General features: G+C 74.0%; 3 protein-coding genes. All 3 read right to left on the bottom strand.

Translation table 11 applies throughout. The features are described from left to right. A partial coding sequence (locus tag ACFFNX_RS50480; RefSeq protein ID WP_378213625.1) for a hypothetical protein occupies positions 1-183 on the bottom strand: 183 nt, incomplete at its 3' end. 132 nt (positions 184-315) lie between these two features. After that, the gene (phnG, locus tag ACFFNX_RS50485; RefSeq protein ID WP_378213626.1) at positions 316-756 is read right to left on the bottom strand and encodes a phosphonate C-P lyase system protein PhnG; all 441 of its coding nucleotides are present in this window, start codon (positions 754-756) and stop codon (positions 316-318) included. Beyond that, positions 746-1,194, bottom strand: a 449-nt coding sequence (locus ACFFNX_RS50490; RefSeq protein ID WP_378213627.1) for a GntR family transcriptional regulator, incomplete at its 5' end; no start/stop codon positions are given. The genes ACFFNX_RS50490 and phnG, both read right to left, overlap by 11 nt.

A 1,194-nucleotide genomic window follows, 5' to 3' on the forward strand; every position in this document is an offset into this window, starting at 1 on the left:
GCCGGGCACCAGGGCGACCGTGCCGAGCGTCCCGGCCCGGGCCAGCGCGCCGAGCAGCTCGCGGAAGTCGCTCTGCGCCGTGTCCGGCGCGAGGGCCAGCGCGCCCACCAGCCCGGCGATCAGCGACCCTTCCTCCACGATCGGGGACATGCGCTCGTCGACCTCCTCGCTTCGTGCGGTCACGGGCCCTCCTTCGTCGGGAGGGGTGACCACAGGGGCGTGTTCTCGGTTCCCTCGCTCCGCTCGGTCACGGGCCCTCCTTCGTCGGGAGGGGTGACCACAGGGGCGTGCCTTCGATCTCCTCGTTCCACGCGGTCATGTGAGCTCCTCGAAGGCGACGCGGGTGGAGGACAGCTCGGCCCATTCGGCGGCGTCCTCGCGGTCCCGTCGCTCGGCGACGGTCGCGCACAGGCCGTGGATCTCCGGCGCGGACGGCAGGCCCGCGAGTGCGGCAGCGTCGAGCAGCGCGGCGGCGAGCGCGGCCACCCGGTCGTCGCCGGCGCGCATCGACCAGCCGGTGGCGCCCGCCACCTCGACCATGCACCGCGTGACGAGGACCTCGCCCAGGTGGAAGCGCTCCTCGGCGACCGGCTCGCGTACGGTGAGCATCACCATGCCGACCTCGGGCGGGTGCACGACGCGGGGGTTGCCCAGCTCACCGGTGTTGAGCAGGCGCTCGGCCATCGGCACGAGCTCGTCCGGGGCGGCGACGGCCAGCAGTTCGGCCCGCCGTTCCCCGGTCATCTCATCGGTCACTGACTTCCTCTCCATCCTCGAATGCGAGGTCGAGGACATCGGGTCGCAGGTACGTGCTCGCGTACTCGACGGGCCCGCCGGCGGCGCGGTTGATGCTCTCCGCGAGCCAGACCGGCCCGCGGTCGCCGCCGTTCAGGTGGTCGGCGATCCGCTGCGGCGGCACGTCGAAGCCGATCCGGTAACGCTGCCGGACGACCGTCAGCCCGAAGCGGCGGCGCAGCACCGTGTGCAGCGACGCGTTGTCGTCCAGCTCCCGGTCCAGCCCGATCAGAGGGCGGCGCGGCAGCACGCTGGTCGCGTAGCCCGCCGTCTCGCCGTTGACGGTGAACACCCGCTCCACCACCCAGACCGCCGCGCCGGGCCGCAGGCCGAGGCGTGCGCGCTCGGGTTCGGCGGCGCGGCGGACGTCACACGCCAGGAGCCGGGAGCCGGGCTCGG

The organism is Actinoallomurus acaciae (assembly GCF_042429965.1).
In the GTDB taxonomy this organism is placed as follows: domain Bacteria; phylum Actinomycetota; class Actinomycetes; order Streptosporangiales; family Streptosporangiaceae; genus Actinoallomurus; species Actinoallomurus acaciae.